Here is a 16,230-nt window from a genome sequence, read left to right on the forward strand (position 1 = left end):
CGCACGCCTGCTTCTCCCTCCCCTTCATGGGGAGGGATGTCGGCGCGAAGCGACGACAGGGTGGGGTGCGTCCGCCATTCCCCACCCGGTCGCTGCGCCACCACCCTCCCACTTCGGGGAAGGGAGAACGCAGTCCCGGTCTTTGAAAATTGAACGCCCTACGGCCTCGGAACCAGACGCCACATCCTCAGCGGATGCCTCACCGTCCCGGCCTCCTCGCCGGCCGCCGCGCCGCGGCCCATGTAGAAGTCGGCGCGGACCGGGCCGCGGATGGCGCTGCCGGTGTCGAGCGCCATCATCAGGCCGCGATAGCTGTCGCGCGCCCCGACCAGTCCGCCGCCCTCGGCGTCGATCCACACCAGGTCGCCATAGCGCCAGCTGGCCGGGTCCACCGCGATGGCGCGCCGCGCCGGCAGGGGGACGCCCGCCGCCCCCGCCGGATCGCCGCCGTCGTCGGGCTGCATGGCGAAGAAGACATAGCGGGGATTCAGCGCGGTGACCGCGTCCGCCTCGGGACCCCGGTGGGCCGCCAGCCAGGCGCGGATCGCCTCGCCCGAGGCTCCGCCGGCGGGCAACAGCCCCTGTTCGACCATGCGGTTGGCGATGGCCACGAAGGGCCGGCCGTTGTTGGCGGCGTAGGCGGCGCGGCCCCGGCCCCCGTCCTCGAACGTCAGATAGCCCGACCCCTGCAGCTGCATGAAGAACAGCTCCTCGGCCTTCATCCAGGCCAGAACCGCGCCAGGGGGCGCCGCCTCGATCGCGGCCCGGTCGGGGTAGGGGCCGGTCGAGCCGTCGGCCCGGCGCTGCAGGACCCGCGACGGGTCGGCCGGGTCGACGACCAGATCGGCCGGCCGGGCCACCACCGGCGTGTCGAACGGCCCCTGCGGCGTCCGCCGGGCGGCGTATTCGGGTGCGAAATAGGCGGTCAGCCGGCCCTCGCCCTCCGAGGCGACGACGGTGAACCGGGTCTCGAAGAAATCGCGCGCGGCCCGGGCCGTGGCGCCCCCGTCCCGCAGCGCGCGGCCCTGGCGGCAGGCGGCGGCTCCCGCCGGGTCGCGGGCCGCGCCGCAGCCGGCGGCATAGGCGTTCAGCGCCGCCAGATGGTTCTCGTTCGCCCACCCGGGCAGGGTCGTCGGCGAGACGCCCGCGGCCTCGACGGGCGCGGGCGACGGGGCGGGAACAGGCGCTGGCGGAGCCGGCGGCGGGGCGGAGGCGCAGCCGGCGACCAGAAACACGGCCGCGAGGGCGGCGCCCAGGCGTCGCCGCGCGCCGCCCGCGATCATGCGGCGGCGGGCTCGGTGCGGGCCAGGACCCAGTTGGGATCGCTGGCGCCGAGGGTCCGTTCGAAGGTCCACAGTTCGGCGACGCGGCGTTCCTCGATCTGTGGTTCGGCGGCGGCGTCCGCCGAGGTCACCGTATTGCGCAGCTCGGCCAGGAAGCGGACCTTGGCCGTGGCCCGGTTCTCCTCGGCCGAGGCCTGTTCCAGGTCGGCGCGGGCCGGATGCAGGAATTCGGCGATCTCGGTCTCGCCCCGGCTCTCGCGGGCGGCGATGCCGGCCTCGAAGGAGTCCATCACCGCCGGGGTCAGCAGCGGCTTCAGCGTCTCGCGGTCGCCGGCGGCATAGGCCCGCACGATGGTCTCATGGGCCTGGCGGGCGCCTTCGAGGAAGCGGACGGGGTCGAAATTCGGATCGCGCGCCTTCAGGCTGGCGATCGAGGCCAGGGTGACGGCGTCGAGGATGCCCGGACGGCCGGCGGCTTGCTCCGGCCGGGCGCCCGCCGGCGCGAGGACGGCCGGCTTGGATCGCGCATCGTCTTCCGGCTGACGGCCGACCTTCTTGCCCAGCACATTGTACAGCTGGAACAGGACGATGGCGGCGATCACGGCGAAGATGATGATCTGGATCTGGACCGGCGGCACTGGCGTTCCCTGGCTGGCGTCCGCGAAACGGCGGGCGCGGCGACTGACGATTAGGGGCTGATATAGGGTCGCGCAACATGAACCGCTGCTGAGGTCGGGCGAGCGTCGTTGCCGCACCCCCGGCCCCGTGCTAGTCGCCGCGCCTTCCGGGGCGTCTCAAAGGGCGCCGTTCACCCTATTCAGACAGACCCGATCGATGACCGACGCCGCCCCTCCCGCCGACGCCAACACGGCCGCGCCCGCCGACAACGCCGCCCAGGGGCCGCAGGGCCCCGGCTTCCGCATCGTCGCCCAGTACGTCAAGGACCTGTCGTTCGAGAACCCCAAGGCCCCCGACAGCCTCCGCGTCGACGGCAAGCCCGCCATCGACATGGGCGTCGAGATGAACGCCCAGGGCCGCCCCGACGGCCTGTTCGAGGTCGACCTGCGCCTGACCATCAAGGCGACCACCGAGGCGATGACCGTCTTCAACGTCGAACTGCTGTACGGCGGCCTGTTCGCCCTGCACGGCGTGCCCGAGCAGGACATCGAGCCGCTGCTGCTGATCGAATGCCCGCGCTACCTCTTCCCGTTCGCCCGCGAGATCATCGCCCGCGCCACCTCGGACGGCGGCTTCTACCCGCCCTTCATGCTGGACCCGATCGACTTCGCCGGCATCTACGTCGCCCGCCAGCAGTCCATCGCCCGCGGCCCGGCCGAAGCCGGCAAGGCCTAGGCCTCAAGCCGCTCGCCGCCGCGCGGCGAGTGGTAGGCCACAAGAAATGAAGGGGCGTCCGTCAGGCGGCGGACGCCTTTTCCATGTCCAGGCCATAGCCCTTCCACAGCGACCAGTCCTTCAGCGTCGCCCGCAGGAAGGCCTCGTGCGCCGCGTGCTCCGCCTCGCCGCCGCGCGGTTCCAGCGGACGCGGCCGGGGCGGATAGCCCGCCGCCGCATGGGCCGCCGCCGCGGCGCTGACGACGCGCGAGGCCGACAGGTCCAGCCGGCGCTCCTTGCCGCCCTTCAGCTCCAGATAGACCTCGGCCAGCAGCCGGGCGTCGATCAAGGCGCCGTGCAGGCTGCGCTCGACCAGGCTGATCTTGTAGCGCTTGCACAGGGCGTCCAGCGAATTGGCCATGCCCGGAAACCGCGTCTGGGCCAGCTTCAGCGTGTCGATCCAGCGGTCCTCGTGGAACAGGGCCCGGCCGCAGCGGCCGAATTCGTGGTCGATGAAATTGCGGTCGAACTGGGCGTTGTGGGCGATGATCGGCGCGTCGCCGATGAAGTCGCACAGATCGATGACGATCTCGGCGAATTTCGGCGCGTCCTTCACATGATCGTCGGTGATCCCGTGCACCCGGATCGCATCGGCCGGGATCGTCCGCTCGGGATGGATCAGCCGGTGAAAGGTCCGCCCCGTCGGCAGCAGATCCTCGATCTCGATGCAGCCGACCTCGATCATCCGGTCGCCCGTACGCGGGTCGAAGCCGGTGGTTTCGGTGTCGAGAACGATTTCGCGGGACATGCCCCCTTAATGGGGCGGTTCGTCCGCTTTCGGAAGACCGCGCCGGGGCGGCGACCACCCCTCGGCCAGAACCATCCCCACGATTTCCTTCACCCGGGCCCGCGCCGCCTCCAGCCCCTCGCCGGTGTCGACGACGAAGTCGGCCCGGCGGCGTTTCTCGGCGTCGGGCAGTTGCCGCGCCAGGATGGCCTCGAACCGCTCGCGGGTCATGCCGGGCCGCTCCAGAACCCGCGCCGCCTGCACCGCGGCCGGCGCCGTGACCACCACCACCGCATCGACGTCGGCGTCCCCGCCGGTCTCGAACAGCAGCGGAATGTCCAGCACCGCCAGCCTGACGCCCCGCGCCTCGGCCGCCGCCAGATCCTCGATCCGACCCTGCAACACCAGCGGATGAACGATCGCCTCCAGCCGCCGGAAGGCCTGATCGTCCCGCCCCAGCGCCTCGGCCAGACGCGTCCGGTCCACGGCCTCGTCCGCGACCACCCCCGGAAACGCCTCGCCCACCGGACCGACCGCCGCACCGCCCCTGGCGTAGAGCCGGTGCACCGCCTCGTCCGCGTTCCAGACCATGGCCCCGGCGTCGGCGAACATCGCCGTCGTCGTCGACTTGCCCATGCCGATGGAGCCGGTCAGGCCCAGGACGATCATTCGGCCTCTCCCAGGGTCGCCAGCGCCACGGCGCGGACATCCACATCCGGCGGTTCAACGCCGAACAGGGCCCGGAACGACGGCCTCGCCTGACCGATCAGCATGGCCAGCCCGTCCACCGTCGTCAGCCCCCGCGCCCGCCCCTCGGCCAGAAACGGCGTGAGCACCGGGCGATAGGTCATGTCCATCAGCACCGCGTCGGCCGGCAGCGCCGCCGGATCGATCGTCGGCGGCACGCTCAGCGCATTGACCACCAGCGCCGCCTCGCCCAGCGCCCGCGCATCGACCACCGCCACGCCCAGATGATCCGCCAGCGCCTGCGCCCGCTCGGCCGTCCGGTTCAGCACTCCGACTTCCGCTCCCGCCGCCTTCAGCGCCGCCGCCGCCGCGCGCCCCGCCCCGCCCGCGCCCAGCACAACGGCCGGCCGGCCTCGCACGTCGAGCCCAGGCGCCTGTTCAGCCAGGGCCGCCATCAGGCCAAGGCCATCTGTGCTCTCGGCCCGGATCCGGCCGTCCTCGAACACCAGCAGATTGGCCGCGCCGCAGGCCAACGCCGTTTCACCGGCCTCGTCCGCCAGCCCCAGGGCCTGCGCCTTGAACGGCGCCGTCACATTCAGGCCGCGCAGGGCGCCGCGCCGCCCCTGATCGACCAGCTCCGCAAAGGCCTCGGCGTTCGCCGGCCCGAAGGCGCGATAGACCGCGTCCAGCCCGGCCGCCTCGATCCACGCTCCGTGTATGACCGGGCTCAGCGAATGGGCGATCGGCTGGCCGGCGACGCCGGCGACCACGGTCATGACCGCAGCACTCCGGCCCGCCGCAGCTCCGCCAGCACCGGCCACAGCGGCAGGCCCAGGACGGTGAAATAGTCGCCCTCCACAGCCTCGAACAGCTGCGACCCCATCCCCTCCAGCCGATAGGAGCCGACGCAGGCCAGCAACCGCTCGCCCTCGGCCTTCAGATAGGCGTCCAGAAAGGCGTCCGAGAAATTGCGCATCCGCAGATCGACCGTATCGACCCCGGCCCAGACCACCTGCCCGTTCCGCGCCAGGGCCGCGCCCGAATGCAGTTGATGCGTCCGGCCCCGCATCGACGCCAGCTGCCTCCGCGCGTGTTCCAGAGACCCGGCTTTCGACACCAGCCCCCCGTCGAAGGCCAGGGTCTGGTCCGCGCCCAGCACCCAGGCGTCGGCGTCATGACGCGACACCGCCAGCGCCTTCACCCGCGCCAGTTCGACCGCCAGCCCCGCCGCATCGGCGGGATCGTGCGTCGCCTTGACGGCGTTCTCGTCGACGTCGGCGACCTGCACCGCGAACGGCACGCCGGCGCCCTCCAGCATGGCCTGCCGGGCAGCGCTCTTCGAGGCGAGGATGAGACGTTCCCCGCTCACCATGCCGCTCCCAGCCGACGCGTACGGCGCTCGTTCAGGACGTTGATGATCGCCGCCGCCGTCTCCTCGACCGAACGGCGGGTCACGTCGATGACCGGCCAGCCGCGCCGCTCGAAAGCGCGCCTCGCCTTGACCGTCTCGTCGCGCACCGCGTCGTGGTCCACATAGGAGGAAGCCCGGGTGGCGTTCAGCCCGTCCAGCCGGTTCTTGCGGATCTGCACCAGCCGGTCCGGCGACACGGTCAGGCCGACGATCAGGGGGTTCTTCAGCCCAACCAGCCGCTCGCCGTCCTCCTGGCCCGGCACCAGCGGCACATTGGCCGCGCGGATGCCGCGGTGGGCCAGATAGATGCAGGTCGGGGTCTTTGACGTGCGGCTGACTCCGCACAACACCACGTCGGCGCTTTCCAGCTGGGCCGTCGTGCCCTGGCCGTCGTCATGGGCCATGGCGAAGTCCAGCGCCGCAATGCGGTTGAAATAGTCGGTGTCCAGCGCGTGCTGCGCTCCCACGCGGGTCGACAGGGCCGCGCCCAGATAGCGTGACAGGGCCCCGACCAGAGGATCCAGGGCCGCGATCTGGGGCATGTCCAGCTTGCGGCAGCCCGTCTCCAGCTGTTCGCGCAGCTCGCGGTCGACCAGGGTGTGCAGAACCACGCCGGGCGAGGCGGCGATCTCCTCCAGCACCCGCTCCATCTGCTTGTCGTTCCGCACCAGGGCATAGATGTGCTCGATCGGAATGACCCCGTCGAAGCGCGCCACCACGGCCTTGGCCATGGCGTTCAGGGTCTCGCCGGTGGAATCCGACACCAGGTGGACGTGGAAATAGGTCGCCAGCCGCGAAGGGCCCGTCGTGCGGCCCGTCCCCGTTGCGCCCGGCGTCATCGGCAGCTGTCCATATGTGCGAGACTCCTGTGGACGGGGCGGGGCGCCGTTGGTCCGGGGCTGTCAGCCTTTTCCTATAGCCGGACCGGGCGAGGGCGGCGAGCGGGGACAAGGGTGGACGGGACATCCATCGCGGGGGCGGTTCATCCCACGGCCGCGACCCGTCGCCGGTCCGCCTGTGGAGATCCTTAACAAGACCTTAATGGCGCCCAGCCTGCCGACAAGGCGCCGGCTCTGAAACCCCGCCCTTGAGGCCTCGTCAGGATTTATCCCCGCTGTCACCAGACCGGTGAACGGCCGTCCGCCGTCTGTGACTGTTTGCGGAAAACCCGTCCGTCCGCGCCCAAATGCGCCAGCTTATCCCCGCCATCCCCCGCCCTGCCTTCTACCTCCCATTCTTCGAATCTTTCCTGAGAAGGATAAGGAGGGTGCGACACGGGCCGGGCTTGAGCCTGGACCGGGCCGCCGGTAGGACCGGGATCACATGATCACCTCGCCCCCCACACCGTTGCTTCTCAAGGTTCTCGCCGGGGAGACGCCGTCGCGTCCGCCGGTCTGGTTCATGCGTCAGGCCGGGCGCTACCTGCCGGAGTACCGGGCGCTCAGGGCGACGACCCCGGACTTCATCTCCTTCTGTCTGGATCCCGAGAAGGCCGCGGAGGCGACGTTGCAGCCGATGCGGCGGTTCGGATTCGACGCCGCCATCGTCTTCGCCGACATCCTGCTGATCCCCCGGGCGCTGGGCCAGGAGGTCTGGTTCGAGGCCGGAGAGGGGCCGCGGCTGGGCGCCCTGCCTCCCGTCGAGGCCATGCGGGACCTGACATCCGGGGCTGGCGAGGCGCTGAAACAGGTCGGCCAGACCCTGTCGATCGTGCGGTCGCAACTGGAGCCTGAGCGCGCCCTGATCGGCTTCGCCGGCGCGCCCTGGACCGTGGCCACCTATATGCTGGACGGCGAGGCCCGCAGCATCGGCAAGGGCGAACGCGCCCAGGCCCGGACCTACGCCTACAGCGAGCCGGAGAAGGTCGCGGCCCTGCTGGACGTGCTGGTCGAGGCCACGGCCCATTATCTGAAGATGCAGGCCGACGCCGGGGCCCAGGTGCTCAAGATCTTCGAAAGCTGGGCCGAGGGTCTGCCGGAAGACCTGTTCGAAAGCCTGGTCCTGCGGCCTCACCAGCAACTGGTTCGCCGGGTGCGCGAACTGGGCGTCACCGTGCCCCTGATCGGCTTCCCGCGCGGCTCGGCGGCCCTGGCGGAACGCTATGCGGCCGAGGTCGACGTCCAGGGCGTGGCGCTCGATACCGCCTGTCCGCTGGAGATCGGACGCCGCGTCCAGGTGATCAAGCCGATCCAGGGCGCGCTCGATCCCCTGCTGCTGCGCGCCGGGGGTCCGATGCTGGATCGCCGCGTCGACCAGCTGCTCGAGGCCTGGGGGCAGGGGCCGTGGATCTTCAACCTCGGCCACGGCATCCTGCCCGACGTGCCGATCGCCCATGTCGAACAGGTGCTGAAACGGATCGGCGCACAATGACCGGAGCGGCCTCCGGACGACGGATCGCGGTGGTCCTGTTCAATCTGGGCGGGCCTGACGATCCGGCCTCGGTGCGGCCTTTCCTGTTCAACCTGTTCCGCGACCCGGCCATCATCGGCCTGCCCGATCCGTTCCGGACCTGGCTGGCGGGCCTGATCTCCAGCCGACGCGAGACCGGCGCCCAGGCCAACTACGCCCTGATGGGCGGCGGCTCGCCCCTGCTGGCCGAGACGCGCAAACAGTCGGCCGCGCTGGAACAGACGCTGAGGACGCGGCTGCCGGACGACGACGTCCGCGCCTTCATCGCCATGCGCTACTGGTCGCCGCTGAGCGAACAGACGGCCGCCGAGGTGACCGCCTTCGCGCCGGACGAGATCGTCCTGCTGCCCCTTTATCCGCAGTTCTCGACCACGACGACGGACTCGTCGTTGAAGCTGTGGAACACGGTCTATGAGGGCCCGGGCGCGAGCCGCACGATCTGCTGCTATCCGCGGGCCGCGGGATGGATTGAAGCCCAGGCCAGGGCTGTGCGTTCGAAGCTCTCGGAGGCGGGTGGCCGGCCCGTCCGCGTCCTCTTCTCGGCCCACGGCATTCCCGAGAGTCTGATCGCGAAAAAGGGCGATCCCTATCAGGAGCAGATCGAGGCCACCTGCGCCGCCATCGCGCAAGCGGTCGGTCTGGGTGAACGCGAGACCGACTGGACCATCTGCTACCAGAGCCGCGTCGGGCCGATGAAGTGGCTGGGCCCGTCGACCCCCGAGGCCATCCAGCAGGCCGCCCGCGATGGCGTCGGCGTGATCGTGACCCCTGTCGCCTTCGTCTCCGAACACATCGAGACCCTGGTCGAGCTCGACATCGAATACGCCGAACTGGCCCATGAACTGGGCGTCGCGCCGTATCTGCGCGCGCCGGCCGTCGGAGTGGCGGCTCCCTTCATCGGGACCCTGGCCGACGCGGTCCTGGAGGCCTTGTCGCGCGAGGGCGTCGCGCCCCACGGTCCGGGATGCCGGGCGGCCTGGAAGGCGTGCCCGGCCCAATGCGCGCGGAGGGCGGCCTGATGCTGGATGGCACGACATTCGAAATCGTCCGGGGTCTGCATATTCTCGCGGTCATCGCCTGGATGGCCGGCATGCTCTTCCTGCCGCGGCTCTACGCCTATGACGCAGAACAGGCGGACAAGGCCGAACCTCTGCGATCGGAGATGCAATCACTGCTCCGGATCTGGCAGCGGCGGCTGCTGAAGATCATCATCAATCCCGCGATGAGCCTGGCCTGGGTGTTCGGTGTCTGGATGATCTTGATCCACGTCTATGGCTTCGGCGCGGGCTGGGGCTTCCTGGCCCAGCCGTGGATGGCGACAAAGCTGCTGGCCGTCCTGGCCCTCAGCGGCTGGCACGGCTTCCTGTCGAAAGAACTGAAGCGCATCGCAGCCGGGACCTCGACCCGCACGGGCCGGTTCTGGCGGATGACCAACGAAATCCCCTTCGTGATCGCCATCGTGGCGGTGCTCTCGGTCACGACCCAATGGACCTTCGGCTAGGTCCCGCTTGACCTGACGGCCCCCGCGTGGTTCCCCTCATCCCGAACCGTTCCTGGCAGCGCCGGGCGGTCCCTCTCTCCCAGCGACGCCGATCGGATCTCTCCCGTCGGACCCCGTCGTTTCCCTGCCGGCCGCGAGGCCAGACATTGTCAGCCCGCCCGGCCTCGCTTGCGCGAGCGCCCGGCTGCGCATGTGTAAGAAGCCTCCCATGACCGACGTCCGCGACACCGATCCCACCGCTCCTGAAGCCGAAAACCTCGACGGCGATCTGCCGACGACGGAAATCGCCGCCGCCGACCTGCCCATGGTCGATCAGGAGTCCGGGGAGGAAGAGGACGACGGCGAACCGATCGTCCCCAACGGCCGCATCACCCTGCAGGAACTCAACGACAAGACGCCGGAGGAACTGGTCGCCTTCGCCGAGAGCCTCGAGATCGAGAACGCCGGCAACCTGCGCAAGCAGGACCTGCTGTTCGCCATCCTCAAGACCCTGGCCGACGAAGAGGTCGAGATCATCGCCTCCGGGACGCTGGAAATCCTGCCCGACGGCTTCGGTTTCCTGCGCAGCCCCGACGTAAATTATCTTCCGGGTCCGGACGATGTTTATGTCTCCCCCTCGCAGATCCGCCGCTTCGGCCTGCGCTCGGGCGACACCGTCCACGGCGCCGTCCGCGGCCCGCGCGAGGGCGAGCGCTACTTCGCCCTGCTCAAGGTCGACACGATCAATTTCGAGGACCCGGAAACGGTCAAGACCAAGGTCCTGTTCGACAACCTGACCCCGCTCTATCCCGAAGAGCGGCTGCACATGGAAATCCAGGACCCGACGCTGAAGGACCGCTCGGGCCGGGTCATCGACATCGTCGCCCCGCTCGGCAAGGGCCAGCGCTGCCTGATCGTCGCCCCGCCGCGCGTCGGCAAGACGGTGATGCTGCAGAACATCGCCAAGTCGATCGAGCGCAACCACCCCGAGGTGACCCTGATGGTGCTGCTGATCGACGAGCGCCCCGAGGAGGTCACCGACATGCAGCGCACGGTGAAGGGCGAGGTCATCGCCTCGACCTTCGACGAGCCGGCCACCCGCCACGTCGCCGTCGCCGAAATGGTGATCGAAAAGGCCAAACGCCTGGTCGAGCACAAGAAGGACGTCGTCATCCTGCTCGACTCCATCACCCGTCTGGGCCGCGCCTACAACGCCACCGTCCCGTCCTCGGGCAAGGTCCTGACCGGCGGCGTCGACGCCAACGCCCTGCAGCGGCCGAAGCGGTTCTTCGGCGCCGCGCGCAACGTGGAGCAGGGGGGCTCGCTGACCATCATCGCCACCGCCCTGATCGACACCGGCAGCCGGATGGACGAGGTGATCTTCGAAGAGTTCAAGGGCACCGGCAACTCCGAGATCGTGCTTGACCGCAAGGTCGCCGACAAGCGCATCTTCCCCGCCATCGACGTGCTCAAGTCCGGCACCCGCAAGGAAGAGCTGACCACGCCCAAGGACCAGTTGGCCAAGACCTATGTCCTGCGCCGCATCCTCAACCCCATGGGCCCGCAGGACGCGATCGAATTCCTGATCGACAAGCTGCGCCAGTCCAAGAACAATGCGGACTTCTTCCAGTCGATGAACACCTGATGCGGCCCCGGCTGTTTCACGTGAAACATGGAGCGGCGGCATGAAGGTCAATATCGAGATCGAGTGCGAACCGGCCGAGGCGCGCGCCTTCCTCGGCCTGCCAAATGTCGAGCCGCTGAACGATCATCTGGTCGCCGAGATGAAGCGGCGCATGGACGAGAACATGAACGCCATGCAGCCCGACGAACTGATGAAGACTTGGACCAGCTTCGGCCTCCAGGCCCAGGACCAGTTCCGCAAGCTGATGGAGACGGCGGTCGGCGGAGCCAGCAAGCCGTGACAGCGTCTCCTTCCCCTTTATGGGGGAGGTGGCGCGCGCAGCGCGACGGAGGGGGCAAACCCCGGACACCGGCGGATGCGGCCAGCCCCCTCCACCGCTTCGTGGCTCCCCTCCCCCATAAAGGGGGAGGATACACATGACCGACACCATCTTCGCCCTCGCCACCCCCCCGGGCCGAGGCGCCATCGCCATCGTCCGCCTCTCCGGTCCGGCGACCGACGCCGCCCTGATCGCCCTCGGTGCCGGAGGCCTCAAGCCGCGCTTCGCCTCCCTACGCGCCCTGACTCACGCCGGCCGGCCCATCGACCAGGCCCTGGTCCTGCGGTTCCTGGCGCCCAACAGCTACACCGGCGAGGACTGCGCCGAACTCCACCTCCACGGCGGCCGGGCGGTGGTCGAGGCGGCCAGCCAGGCCCTGATCGCGCTCGGCCTGCGCCCGGCCGAACCGGGCGAGTTCACCCGCCGGGCCTTCGAGAACGGCCGTATGGATCTGGCCCAGGCCGAAGCCGTCGCCGACCTGATCGACGCCGAAACCACGGCCCAGGCCTCGCAGGCTCTGGGCCAGCTGGACGGCGCCCTGTCGCGGACCTACACGGGCTTCCGCCGCGACCTGCTCAAGGCCATGGCGCTCGTCGAGGCCGAGATCGACTTCCCCGACGAGGACATCCCCGACAATCTGGCCCGCACCGCCGGTCCTGTTCTGGACCAGCTGATCGAGGATCTGCGCGCCGCCCTGGCCGACGCCCGACGCGGGGAGCGGGTGCGCGAGGGCTACCGCATCGTCCTGATCGGCGAGACCAACGCCGGGAAATCGTCGCTGTTCAACGCCCTCGTCGCGCGCGAGGCCGCCATCGTCACGCCCATCGCCGGCACGACCCGGGATGTGCTGGACGCCGATCTGATCATCGGCGGCTACGCCGTGACCCTGTCCGACACCGCGGGCCTGCGGGAGTCGGGTGATATCGTGGAGGCCGAGGGCGTCCGCCGGGCCCGGGCCCGGGCCGAGGCGGCTGAGCTGCGGCTGTGGGTCCGGGGCCCGGGCGATCCGCCGGGCGTCGCCGCCGACTATGTCCGGCCCGGCGACCTGCTGATCCGCAACAAGTCGGACATCGGCCAGGTCGATCCCGTGGAGGGGCTGGAAGACCTTGTGGTCAGCACAACGACCGGCGAGGGTATGGCAGAACTGCACGACTGGATCGCCGCGCGCCTGGCCCGCGACCTGTCAGGCGCCGACTTCCCGGCCGTGACCCGCGAACGGCATCGCCGACGCCTTGGTGAGGCCCTCGCTGACGTCGAGGCGGCCCGCCGCGCGCTCGACCGCGCGCCGGAGATGGCGGGCGACGACCTGCGCCGCGCGGCGGAAACCCTCGGCCGGGTCACGGGCGCCATCGGCGTCGAAGACATTCTCGGCGAGGTCTTCTCGACCTTCTGCATCGGCAAGTGACGTGTTTCACGTGAAACAGCCAAACGGCCCCGGTGGCGTTTCGGGCGCTTTTCCCCTATGTCCCCGGCCATGAAATCCTTTGATGTCATCGTCATCGGCGGCGGGCACGCCGGCTGCGAGGCCGCGGCCGCGTCGGCGCGCGCCGGCGCGAGGACGGTGCTTCTGACCCAGAAGCTCGAGACCATCGGCGAGATGTCGTGCAACCCGGCCATTGGCGGACTGGGTAAGGGCCATCTGGTCCGCGAGATCGACGCCATGGACGGCGTCATGGGTCGTCTCGGCGACGTCTCGGGCATCCAGTTCCGCCTGCTCAACCGCTCCAAGGGCGCGGCGGTCCAGGGCCCCCGCAGCCAGATCGACCGCCGCCTGTACCGCGAGGCCATGCAGGCCGAGCTGGCGCAGACGCCGAACCTGACCCTCATGGCCGGCACGGCCGAGCGCCTGATCCTCGACGGCGGCCGCGTCGTCGGCGTGGTGACGGGCGAGGGGACCGAGGTCCACGCCGGCGCCGTGGTCCTGACCACGGGCACCTTCCTGAACGGCGTCATCCACAAGGGCGACCAGCGCATTCCCGCCGGCCGCCACGGCGAGGCGCCCTCGACCGGCCTGGCCGCCGATCTCTATGGCGCCGGCCTGCAGATGGGCCGGCTCAAGACCGGCACGCCCGCCCGTCTGGACGGCCGCACCATCGCCTGGGACCGGCTGGAAATGCAGTCGGCCGACGCCGAGCCCGTGCCGTTCAGCTTCCTGACCGACCGGATCACCACGCCCCAGATCGCCTGCGGGGTGACCCACACCACGGCCGAGACGCACCGGATCATCGCCGACAACCTGGGCGACAGCGCCGTCTATGGGGGCCACCTGTCCGGCCGGGGCCCGCGCTACTGTCCCTCGATCGAGGACAAGGTGGTCCGGTTCGCCGACAAGACCTCGCACCAGATCTTCCTCGAGCCCGAGGGCCTGGATGACCCGACCGTCTACCCCAACGGCATTTCGACCTCGGTGTCCGACACGACCCAGGCCGCCTTCCTGCGAACCATCCCGGGCCTCGAGGCGGTCGAGGTGTTCCGCTTCGGCTACGCCATCGAATACGACTACGTCGACCCGCGCGAGCTGACCCCGGCGCTGGAGGTCAAGAAGCGTCCCGGCCTGTATCTGGCTGGCCAGATCAACGGCACCACGGGCTATGAGGAGGCGGGGGCGCAAGGTCTGATCGCCGGGCTGAACGCCGCCCGCGCCGCCGCCGGCTCGGACCCGATCGTTCTCGGCCGGGACCAGGCCTATATCGGCGTCATGATCGACGATCTGGTCACACGTGGCGTGACCGAGCCCTACCGGATGTTCACCAGCCGGGCCGAATACCGGCTGACGCTGCGGGCCGACAACGCCGATCAACGGTTGACCCCCCTGGCGATGGAGGCGGGCATCGTCTCTTCCCGTCGTGGCGAGGCTTTCCGGGCCAAGTCCGCCCAGCTGGCCGAGGCGGCGGCTGTTTCACGTGAAACGGTGTTCACGCCCAAGGAGGCTGCGGCGCTCGGGATTCACGTAAACGCCGATGGCCAGCGCCGTTCGATCCGCGACCTTCTGGCCTTCCCCGGTGTGACCCTGGAGACCTTCGCCTCGACCCGTCCGGAGATCGCGGGCTGGTCGAATCAGGTCCGCCAGCAGATCGAGATCGACGCGGGCTACGCCGGTTATCTCGATCGTCAGGCCTCGGACGCCGAGGCCTTGCGGCGCGAGGGGGCCCTGGCCCTCCCGGTCGACCTCGACTACGCCGCCGTCGGCAGTCTCTCGAACGAGGTCCGCGAGAAGCTGACCCTGGTCCAGCCCCGCACCCTCGGTCAGGCCGGCCGCATCGAGGGCATGACCCCCGGGGCGCTGACCGCGCTTCTGTCCCACGTCAAACGGACGCGGGTGGCGGCATGATCCAACGCCCGTCTCCTCCCCATGCCATGGGGAGGGGGACCCCGAAGGGGTGGAGGGGACCCATCCGTCATGCCGCCGCGCGGCGCGGCGCCTCCCCATTTCATGGGGAGGAGACCCGTCGATGACTCCCGAAGAATTCCAGATCCAGACCGACGCGACCCCCGCGCAGATGGCCGACCTCGAGACCTTCATCGCCCGCCTGACCGAGGCCAATGCGGTGATGAACCTCGTCGGGCCCGACAGCCTGCCCGACGTCTGGAACCGCCACATCTGGGATTCGGCCCAGCTGCTGGAGATGAAGCCCACCGCAAAAACCTGGGCCGATCTCGGCGCCGGCGCCGGCTTCCCCGGCTTGGTGCTCGCCATCCTGCTGAAGGACCGGTCCGACAGCCATGTCTGGCTGATCGACAGTCTGGGCAAGCGCTGCCGCTTCCTGCAGGAGGTGGTTGAGACCTTGTCCCTGCGGGCCACGGTCATCAACGGCCGGGCCGAGGAGCAGAGGGTCAAGGTCGACGTCGTCACCGCCCGCGCCGTCGCTCCGATGGAGAAGCTTCTCGGCTATGCACAGCCTTATCTACAGCGGGGCGCACAGGGGCTGTTTCTCAAGGGGGAAAAGGCCGAGGCTGAGTTGATCGACGCCCGCAAGGTCTGGCAGTTCGATAGCGACCTCTCCGTCTCGCGCAGCGATCCGCGCGGCCGTATCGTTTCCGTCCGGAGCCTCCGCCGTGTCCCCCACCGGTAAGACCCGCGTCCTCGCCGTTTCGAACCAGAAGGGCGGCGTCGGCAAGACCACCACGGCGATCAATCTGGGCACCGCCCTGGCCGCGATCGGCGAGAAGGTGCTGATCGTCGACATGGATCCGCAAGGCAATGCCTCCACGGGTCTGGGTGTTCCACGTGAAACACGGCGGGTGACGATCTATGACGTGATCGTCGATGGGCGCTCTGTCGACGATTCCGCCGTCCAGACGTCGGTCCCGGGTCTGCATATCATCCCCGCCGACGCCGACATGTCGGGCGTGGAGATCGAACTGAGCCAGGCCGACCGTCGCTCGTTCCGCCTGCGCGATGCGCTCGCCGGGCAGGGGGCGGACGGCCAGACCCGGTATGACTATGTGCTGATCGACTGCCCGCCGTCGCTGAACCTGCTGACCCTCAACGCCATGGCCGCGGCCGACGCCGTGCTGGTGCCGCTGCAGTGCGAATTCTTCGCCCTCGAGGGGCTGACCCAGCTGATGAAGACCATCGAGATGGTCCGCCAGAGTCTGAACCCGACACTGGAGATCCAGGGGCTGGTCCTGACCATGTTCGACCGGCGCAGCGCCCTGTCGGGACAGGTCGCCAACGACGTGCGGAACCACTTCGGCGACAAGGTCTATGAATCGGTCATTCCGCGGAATGTGCGGGTGGCCGAGGCGCCGTCGTTCGGCAAGCCGGCCCTGATCTACGACCTGAAATGCGCTGGCAGCCAGGCCTATCTGCGCCTCGCCCGCGAGGTGGTGGCGCGCGAGAAATCCCGTCGGCTTCAGGCCGCGTGATTAGAAGA

16 protein-coding genes and 1 pseudogene are annotated in these 16,230 nt (G+C 69.7%); 10 read left to right on the forward strand and 7 right to left on the reverse strand.

Annotated features, from left to right (window positions below):
• Positions 1-158: 158 nt before the first annotated feature.
• Together ASD59_RS11520 and timA are read right to left on the reverse strand one after the other, a co-directional pair.
• On the reverse strand, positions 159-1,283 hold the full coding sequence (locus tag ASD59_RS11520; protein WP_055831796.1) for an MltA domain-containing protein: 1,125 nt from the start codon (positions 1,281-1,283) through the stop codon (positions 159-161).
• Entirely contained in the window at positions 1,280-1,921 is a 642-nt protein-coding gene (gene timA, locus ASD59_RS11525; RefSeq protein WP_156377020.1) for a TIM44-related membrane protein TimA, read from the reverse strand. Before timA ends, ASD59_RS11520 begins: the two co-directional genes overlap by 4 nt.
• 196 nt (positions 1,922-2,117) lie before the next feature.
• Between timA and secB the strand changes: the two genes are divergently transcribed.
• A complete protein-coding gene (gene secB / locus ASD59_RS11530; RefSeq protein ID WP_055831797.1) occupies positions 2,118-2,636 on the forward strand; it encodes a protein-export chaperone SecB in 519 nt (172 codons plus the stop codon).
• A 61-nt stretch (positions 2,637-2,697) separates the two neighbouring features.
• On the opposite strand, the gene dnaQ is transcribed toward secB, so the two are convergent.
• From dnaQ to ASD59_RS11555, 5 genes are read right to left on the reverse strand one after another with little or no spacing between them, the layout of a single operon-like run.
• Entirely contained in the window at positions 2,698-3,423 is a 726-nt protein-coding gene (gene dnaQ, locus ASD59_RS11535; protein WP_055831799.1) for a DNA polymerase III subunit epsilon, read from the reverse strand.
• A gap of 6 nt (positions 3,424-3,429) precedes the next feature.
• Positions 3,430-4,071, reverse strand: coding sequence for a dephospho-CoA kinase (gene coaE, locus ASD59_RS11540; protein WP_055831801.1), 642 nt, complete (start codon positions 4,069-4,071; stop codon positions 3,430-3,432).
• The gene (locus ASD59_RS11545) at positions 4,068-4,865 is read right to left on the reverse strand and encodes a shikimate dehydrogenase family protein (RefSeq protein WP_055831803.1); all 798 of its coding nucleotides are present in this window, start codon (positions 4,863-4,865) and stop codon (positions 4,068-4,070) included. The genes coaE and ASD59_RS11545 overlap by 4 nt, the downstream gene beginning before the upstream one ends.
• Complete coding sequence (locus tag ASD59_RS11550) at positions 4,862-5,461, reverse strand: Maf family protein (protein ID WP_055831804.1); 600 nt, start codon at positions 5,459-5,461, stop codon at positions 4,862-4,864. The genes ASD59_RS11545 and ASD59_RS11550 overlap by 4 nt, the downstream gene beginning before the upstream one ends.
• The gene (locus ASD59_RS11555; RefSeq protein WP_055831805.1) at positions 5,455-6,339 is read right to left on the reverse strand and encodes a pyruvate, water dikinase regulatory protein; all 885 of its coding nucleotides are present in this window, start codon (positions 6,337-6,339) and stop codon (positions 5,455-5,457) included. Before ASD59_RS11555 ends, ASD59_RS11550 begins: the two co-directional genes overlap by 7 nt.
• Before the next feature lie 484 nt (positions 6,340-6,823).
• Here ASD59_RS11555 and hemE point away from each other — a divergent pair, with 484 nt between their 5' ends.
• From hemE to ASD59_RS11600, 9 genes and pseudogenes are all read left to right on the forward strand, one after another.
• Positions 6,824-7,870 carry a uroporphyrinogen decarboxylase gene (hemE, locus tag ASD59_RS11560; RefSeq protein ID WP_055831806.1) on the forward strand — a complete coding sequence of 349 codons (1,047 nt, stop codon included), beginning with the start codon at positions 6,824-6,826 and terminating at the stop codon, positions 7,868-7,870.
• Positions 7,867-8,928, forward strand: coding sequence for a ferrochelatase (gene hemH / locus ASD59_RS11565; protein WP_055831807.1), 1,062 nt, complete (start codon positions 7,867-7,869; stop codon positions 8,926-8,928). Before hemE ends, hemH begins: the two co-directional genes overlap by 4 nt.
• Positions 8,928-9,410, forward strand: a complete 483-nt coding sequence (locus tag ASD59_RS11570; RefSeq protein WP_055831989.1) for a CopD family protein — start codon at positions 8,928-8,930, stop codon at positions 9,408-9,410. The genes hemH and ASD59_RS11570 overlap by 1 nt, the downstream gene beginning before the upstream one ends.
• 322 nt (positions 9,411-9,732) lie before the next feature.
• A pseudogene (gene rho, locus ASD59_RS11575) lies at positions 9,733-11,034 on the forward strand (transcription termination factor Rho); the annotation flags it as partial.
• 40 nt (positions 11,035-11,074) lie between these two features.
• Entirely contained in the window at positions 11,075-11,314 is a 240-nt protein-coding gene (locus tag ASD59_RS11580; protein ID WP_055831809.1) for a DUF6489 family protein, read from the forward strand.
• A 136-nt stretch (positions 11,315-11,450) separates the two neighbouring features.
• Positions 11,451-12,758 carry a tRNA uridine-5-carboxymethylaminomethyl(34) synthesis GTPase MnmE gene (gene mnmE, locus ASD59_RS11585; protein WP_055831810.1) on the forward strand — a complete coding sequence of 436 codons (1,308 nt, stop codon included), beginning with the start codon at positions 11,451-11,453 and terminating at the stop codon, positions 12,756-12,758.
• Positions 12,759-12,827: 69 nt separating this feature from the next.
• Positions 12,828-14,684 carry a tRNA uridine-5-carboxymethylaminomethyl(34) synthesis enzyme MnmG gene (gene mnmG, locus ASD59_RS11590; RefSeq protein ID WP_235561812.1) on the forward strand — a complete coding sequence of 619 codons (1,857 nt, stop codon included), beginning with the start codon at positions 12,828-12,830 and terminating at the stop codon, positions 14,682-14,684.
• A 121-nt stretch (positions 14,685-14,805) separates the two neighbouring features.
• A complete protein-coding gene (rsmG, locus tag ASD59_RS11595) occupies positions 14,806-15,426 on the forward strand; it encodes a 16S rRNA (guanine(527)-N(7))-methyltransferase RsmG (RefSeq protein ID WP_055831813.1) in 621 nt (206 codons plus the stop codon).
• Positions 15,410-16,222 (forward strand): ParA family protein, encoded by an 813-nt coding sequence (locus ASD59_RS11600; protein ID WP_055831815.1) that lies wholly within the window; start codon positions 15,410-15,412, stop codon positions 16,220-16,222. The genes rsmG and ASD59_RS11600 overlap by 17 nt, the downstream gene beginning before the upstream one ends.
• Positions 16,223-16,230: the final 8 nt, after the last annotated feature.

The organism is Brevundimonas sp. Root608, from assembly GCF_001427825.1.
Lineage (GTDB): Bacteria > Pseudomonadota > Alphaproteobacteria > Caulobacterales > Caulobacteraceae > Brevundimonas.